This window comes from Hydrogenophaga sp. 2FB (assembly GCF_005503365.1).
In the GTDB taxonomy this organism is placed as follows: Bacteria; Pseudomonadota; Gammaproteobacteria; order Burkholderiales; family Burkholderiaceae_C; genus Hydrogenophaga.
Genome location: NZ_SCML01000031.1, coordinates 67,764 through 74,166, shown reverse-complemented (window position 1 = coordinate 74,166; position 6,403 = coordinate 67,764). Strand labels below are relative to the sequence as shown.

The window sequence follows — 6,403 nt, the reverse complement described above, 5'->3', positions numbered from 1 at the left end:
TTGACCAGGGGCACGCCGTTGGGGGCCGTCAACACGGTAGGGCGTTGGCGACCCGGGGCGCCGGGGTCGGCGGCGATTTGCGCGTGGGCGGGAAACAGCGAGGCGGTGATGAGGGCCGCTGCGGTGGCCGTGCTGGCTTTGCCAAGCGCACGCGCGCATTCCGCGACGACCATGCGCAGCCCGCGCGCGGCGTTGAACACCACGCGGTGGCGGTTCTTGTTCATGAGGGACTCCCTTGAGACGACGTTGTTGTGATCGGCCGAGATCACATCAAAGGCTTACCCGAAAGGGAATACCGCCGATGCAGTAGTTGGCAGCATCTACTTCGCTGCGCCGCTTGTGAGCCTCAGGCGGCAGCAGATGATTTGCCGGGAGTCGCCCATCCCAAAAACCCAAAAGCCCGGCGGTGCCGGGCTCCTTCGCTTCAGGTCTGTAAAGCGTCAAAGACCGATCACGCCCCCGTCGGTGCGCGTGATCACGATCGTGGCCGAACGTGGGCGGCCGAGCGGGCCGTGCGGCGCGCTGGGCGAGTTGCCTGGCCACTGGCTCTGGAACGCGAACGGGCCGGCCCCCAGCGCGGGCGTGTTCTCGCCCGGGTGCTGGATGTTCACGAAGATCGCGCGGCCATCGGCCGACTCGGTGATGCCCGTGACCTCCGCGCCCTTGGGCGACACCATGAAGCGGCGCAGCTTCGCATCGCCCAACGCGGCGCCGATGAAGGTGCCTTGCGTGCCGACAGCAGCGCCGATGCTGTTGTTCACCGTGATCGCACCCCCATCACCGACCGCGCCGGGAATGGCGGCCAGCAGCATGCAGTTGCTCTGGTCGGTGTAGGCGCCGTCGTCGGTCTGGATCCAGCAGATGCCGGTGGCCTTGCTGAACCACAGGCCATCGGGCGAGGAAAAGTCGTTCTTCGCGCTCAGGCCCGAGAGGTTGATGTCGTCGCTCGCGTCTTCTTCCGCGCCGAACAGAAAGATGTCCCAGGTGAAGGTCGTGGCGTTCGACGCGCTGCCCGTTTCCTTGAAGCGCACGATGTGGCCGTTGGGGTTGCCGGTCTGCAGGCGGCCGTCGTTGTCGGCGTACGAACGCGGGTTGACCGCGTTGGTGCCGGCCACGGGGCGGCTGGCGGCGTTGCTGTTGGTCATGGTGAAGTAGATCTCACCGTTGGCCGGGTTCACCGCGCCCCACTCCGGGCGGTCCATCTTGGTGCCGCCGATCGCATCGGCGGCGTGGCGGGCGTTGACCAGCACGTCGGCCTGGTTGGCGAACGTGTAAGCGGCGTAGCCAGCAATCAGCGGGTTGGCGATGTTCAGCTCCAGCCACTCGCCGCTGCCGTTGTCGTTGAACTTCGCCACGTACAGCGTGCCTTCGTCGAGGTACTTGTTGCCGGCCGCGATGCCACCGCCCACGTCGGACGCGCTCCACACCGCGGTGGAGACGAACTTGTAGACGTACTCGTTGCGCGAATCGCAACCCATGTAGAACGCCAGTGGCTGGCCCACCACGGGCAGGCCGCACACGGCCGCTTCGTGCGCGAAGCGGCCCAGGGCCACGCGCTTGGCGGGTGTGCCGCTGGTCACGGGGTCGATCTCGACGATGAAGCCGAAGGTGTTGGGCTCGTTGCGGAAGTCCTGGGCGGCGGTAGCGCCGGGCGCCGCCACATCCCAGCGGCTGAAGCGGTTGTCGACGGCTGCGGTCGCGGTGTTGGACCAGCCTTGCGAGCCGGCGGTGCCCGCGGCATTGGGCGCACGCATCACGCCATAGCGCTGGCGCGAGGCTTTGGTCTTCGCGTCCACGTCGACCGATCCGGCCGGCATGAAGAAATAGGCTGCCCAGTTTTCTTCGCAGGCCAGGTAGGTGCCCCAGGGCGTCTTGCCGTGGCCGCAGTTGTTGAGCGTGCCGCGCGAGGTGGCGCCGGTGGTGTCGTGCGCCGTGACCATGAAGGCGTGGATGTCGGCCAGGTGCGCGACCGGGCCGGCGATGCGCATGGGCGACTGCCCGGTGACGCGGCGGTTGTAGATCGAATCGAGTTTGTATTCCCATTGGCCCGCGCCGTTCTTGCCGACCTCGGCCACCGACACGCCGTGGTGGTTGATTTCCTTTAGCACTTCCAGCTCGGGCCGCACGCCCAGGTCCCAGCTGTCGAACTGGCTGAACTTCTTGCCCGAGACGCCACCCGAGGTCTGGCCGTTGGCGTGGAAGAAGTGCGCGTCGGCCGAGCTCTCGTGGTTCATCACGAGCAGCGCGCGGTTGGTTTCGGTGGCCGAGTAGTTGCCGCCAGCGTTGACGTAGAACAGGTCCATGCCGTCGTGGTGGTCGCCCACGCGCATGGTCCACTCGTCGGCTTCGGTGCCGAGGTTGCTGTAGGCGGGAATGCTGGAGACCAGCCGGTCGCCCGTGGCGTGCACCACGCGGTAGGTGTAGCCGGCGGGCAGGATCACGTCGTCGAGCAGGCTCTTGTCGATGGCGGCAAAACCCAGCGCCTTGTCGGCCGGCACACCGGGCCCTGGGGCCGGGTCCACACCACCGCTGCCGCCGCCGCATGCGGCGAGGAACGGCAGGCTGGACAAGGCGGCCAGACCGACGCCGCCACGGATGAGGTTGCGGCGGGTCAGTGCGGTGCGTGTGCCGCGCTCGAGCACTTGCTGGAAGTGTTCGTTCGGGGAGTCATTGAAGTTGTCGTCGTCGTGGTCGTGGGACATGGATCGTTCCGTGCGGGGTGGTTGAAAGACCAGCGCAGTGTGCAAAGCAACGATGACGCCTCCGTGAATCGGGCGAATGCCCCCAACGGTCCGCTCCACCGGTCGGGCTTCATCACGGTGTCACACACGCGAGCCCGTGGCGCGCAGGAACAGGGTCTCGACCTCGCACGCGATCTGCTGCCAGTCCAGCCGCGCCACTTGCGAGCGCGCGAGCGCACCGGCCTGCGCGATGCGCTGCGGTTGGCACGCCAGGTCGGTCGCCACCTGCAGGAAGGCCATCTCGTCGTTCACCGGCACCAGCCAGCCATTGCCCTCGTGCTGCACCCAGTCGGCCGCGGCGGCGGTGTTGAAGGCCAGCACGGCCGTGCCGCTGGCCAGCGCTTCGATGGTCACATTGCCGAAGGTTTCGGTGGTGCTGGGGAACAGGAACAGATCGGCCGATGCGTAGTAAGTGGCCAAGGCCTGCTGGCTCTGCATGCCGGCAAACACCGCGTCCGGGCAACGCTGCCGCAGACTCTCGCGCATCGGCCCGTCGCCCACGAAGACCAGCTTCACGTCGTCGCGCACCGCGCGCATGGCCTCGAAGGCGCGCAGCACCATGTCGAGGTTCTTCTCTGCGGCCAGGCGACCCACCGCCAGCAGCACGGTGCTCTGCGGCGTCGAACCCCACGAGGCACGCAAGGTGTCGCTGCGGTGCTCGGGGCTGAACAGGCGCGTGTCCACACCGCGCGCGACCACCTGCACGCGCTCGAAGCCCATGGCCATGAGATCGGCGCGCAGCGCCTGCGTGGGCACCATGGTGAGGTGCGTGAGGTTGTGGAACTTGCGCAGGTAGGCCACGATGGGTTTGCGCAACCAGCCCACGCCGTAGTGCTCGCTGTAGGCGTGGAAGTTGGTGCGGAAGTCGGACGTGACCGGCAGGCGCAGGGTGCGCGCGGCCTGCAGCGCCGACCAGCCCAGCGGCCCCTCGGTGGCGATGTGCACGAGATCGGGCCGGCGCAGCGTCCAGGCCTGGATCAAGGCGCGCTTGCCCGGCAGGCCGAGCTTGAGTTCGGGGTAACGCGGAATCGGCATGCCGCGCATCAGCACTTCTTCAAAGCCCTCGTGGCGCATCGCCTGGTCCACCCGCGTCTGGCGCGGCCGGATCAGCTGCACCTGGTGGTTGCGCGCGCACAGGCCTTGCACCAGCCGCGAGAGCGTGAGCGATACGCCGTTGATTTCGGGCGGCCAGGTTTCGCTCACCACCGACAGCCGCAGCGAAGGGCTGCTGGCCGGGTATTCCTCCACCACGATCTGATCCGAGTGCATGGTCGTCATGCGCCCATCTTCCGCAGGCATTGCAACAGTCTGATGACAGCGCGCGGCTGTCACCGGGTTTTCACATGCGTTGACCACCATGTCATGCGACTGACACCACCCCGCCATCCACCGGAGCCTGCCCCGTGAACGATTTTTTCAAGACCCTGGACATCCAGCGCTGGGACGACCACCGCTACTACCACCACAGCCGCATCAACCAGACGCTGCACCTGATCAGCGCGGTCAGCTTCGTGATCGCCTACGCGCTGCTGTGGACCGACCCGGTGCTCGCCGCGCTGATCGCGTGGCTGGTCTCGATGACCAGCCGCCAGGCCGGCCACTTCTTCTTCGAACCCAAGGGCTACGACCACGTGAACCAGGCCACGCACGAACACAAGGAAGAGATCAAGGTCGGCTACAACCTGCGCCGCAAGGTCGTGCTGATGGCCTTGTGGGCCGGCACGCCGCTGCTGGTGTGGGCCTTGCCGGGTGTGTTCGGCCTGTTCGAGCCGCACACCGATGGCATGGGCTTCATCCGCCAGGTCGGCACGCTGTGGCTGGCGCTCGGCGTGGGTGGTCTGCTGTTTCGCACCGTGCACCTGTTCTTCATCGCCGATGTGAAGACCGGCCTGGTGTGGATGACCAAGATCCTGACCGACCCGTTCCACGACATCAAGCTGTACCACAAGGCGCCGCTGTTTCTGCTGCGCGGCCAGTTGATCGACCCCGGCGTTGCTCAGCGCAACTGACCTATCGCGAGAAACGCTGCGCGAGCAACTCGCGCAGCACCTGCCGGCGGATGCTCTTGTGCGACAGCTGCGACGAGGTCCACCACCAACCTTGCGCCTGCATGTCGCGCGCGGCGGCCACGCAGCGTTGCAGAACCTCTTCAAATTCATCGTCATGCAGGTTCAGGCCGAAGATCAGGCGCCCCGTGCCCACCCAGCTCAAGGCCAGTCCATGCCAGCGCAGGAAGTACTGGTACATCCAGTGGTAGCGCCCGGGTTGGGTGTAGCTCAGCGTCCAGATGCTCTGCAGGTTCGCCGCGCGCACCGGGAAGCCGTGTTCGGCCATGGTGTCGTTGAAGCGTTTCGCGCGGGCGTTCCACGTCGCGTCCTGGTCCTCGTACAGGGCCAGGATCTCCGGCGTCTGCAGCCGGCGCAGGAAGGCGTTCATGCCGCCCATCACATAAGGGTGCGCGTTGAACGTGCCACGCGCGAAACACACGTCGGCCGGGCGTTCCGTGCGAAAGCGCCGCATGAGATCGGCGCGCCCGCAGACCACGCCCACCGGGTAACCACCGGCCAGCGTCTTGCCGTAGGTGACGAGGTCGGCGCGCACGCCGAAGTAATCCTGCGCGCCACCCGGCGCGAGGCGAAAGCCGAGGAACACCTCGTCGAAGATCAGCACGATGCCGCGCTCGGTGCAGACCTCGCGCAGTTGTTGCAGCCACGCGGTGTAGGCCGCGCGGTCGTAGCCCGCGCTGCGGCTGCCGTCCACCAGCGTGGAGTCGCCCGGCGCGTTGCGGTTGGGGTGCAGCGCCTGCAAGGGGTTGACCAGCACGCAGGCGATGTCGCGCCGCGTGCGCAGCACGTCCAGGCTGCGCGCGTCCATGTCCTTGAGCGTGTAGGTTTCGCGCGGCGGCATCGGGTTGCCGGGGCCGGGCTGCACATCCTCCCACCAGCCGTGGTACGCGCCGCAGAAGCGCACCAGGTGCTTGCGCCGCGTGTGGTACCGGGCCAGGCGCACGGCCTGCATCACGGCCTCGGTGCCCGACATGTGGAACGACACCTGCTCATGACCCGAAACCGCCTCCAACCGCGCAACGTTGTCGGCCACACACGGGTGGTAGGCGCCGAGCACCGGGCCGAGCGACGCGCCAATCTGCGCGCCTTCGGCCATGCAGGCTTTGTAGAAGTCCACACCGAACACGTTCACGCCATACGAACCGGTGAGGTCGATGAAGCGGTTGCCATCCAGGTCGGTCACGTGCACGCCATCGGCGGACTGCACAAAGGCACCCACCTTGAGGCGCTCGCGCACGATCGGGCTGAACTGGAACGGCACGCGGTAGCTGCCGGTGAACTGCAGGTCGGCCAGGCCTTCGCGCGCCTGCGCGGTCAGCGCCAGGCTCTGCGCGTAACGCTGCGCGAAGCCGGCGGAGAGCGCGTCGAACGAGGTGCGGCGCAGGCCGGCGATGTCGGCCGGCGCGCCATCGCAATCGAAGAAATTCGTCTCGCCGTAGGCGTAGCCCGGCAGCCAGGTCGCCAGGCGCTTGGCCATGCGCGAATGGCCAGCCAGCGAGCGGTGTTTGGCGCGCGAGAGCTGCAGGCGCTGTCGCAGGTACGGCAGGGCCAGCACCAGCGAGCCCAAAGGCAATGCGTAAGAAAAGTAGGACATGC

The 6,403-nt window shown here is 67.2% G+C and carries 5 protein-coding genes; 1 reads left to right on the top strand and 4 read right to left on the bottom strand.

Going from position 1 to position 6,403, the window contains the following annotated elements:
• From FFS09_RS18470 to FFS09_RS18460, 3 genes are all read right to left on the bottom strand, one after another.
• A partial coding sequence (locus FFS09_RS18470) for an ESPR-type extended signal peptide-containing protein (protein ID WP_137919452.1) occupies positions 1–224 on the bottom strand: 224 nt, incomplete at its 3' end.
• Between the two features lie 216 nt (positions 225–440).
• Positions 441–2,702 carry a PhoX family protein gene (locus tag FFS09_RS18465; RefSeq protein ID WP_137920366.1) on the bottom strand — a complete coding sequence of 754 codons (2,262 nt, stop codon included), beginning with the start codon at positions 2,700–2,702 and terminating at the stop codon, positions 441–443.
• 120 nt (positions 2,703–2,822) lie between these two features.
• Entirely contained in the window at positions 2,823–4,019 is a 1,197-nt protein-coding gene (locus FFS09_RS18460) for a glycosyltransferase family 4 protein (protein WP_137920365.1), read from the bottom strand.
• Between the two features lie 125 nt (positions 4,020–4,144).
• Between FFS09_RS18460 and FFS09_RS18455 the strand changes: the two genes are divergently transcribed.
• Positions 4,145–4,750, top strand: a complete 606-nt coding sequence (locus FFS09_RS18455; protein WP_137920364.1) for a hypothetical protein — start codon at positions 4,145–4,147, stop codon at positions 4,748–4,750.
• 1 nt (position 4,751) lies between these two features.
• On the opposite strand, the gene FFS09_RS18450 is transcribed toward FFS09_RS18455, so the two are convergent.
• Entirely contained in the window at positions 4,752–6,401 is a 1,650-nt protein-coding gene (locus FFS09_RS18450; protein ID WP_137920363.1) for an aminotransferase class III-fold pyridoxal phosphate-dependent enzyme, read from the bottom strand.
• Between the last annotated feature and the right edge of the window lie 2 nt (positions 6,402–6,403).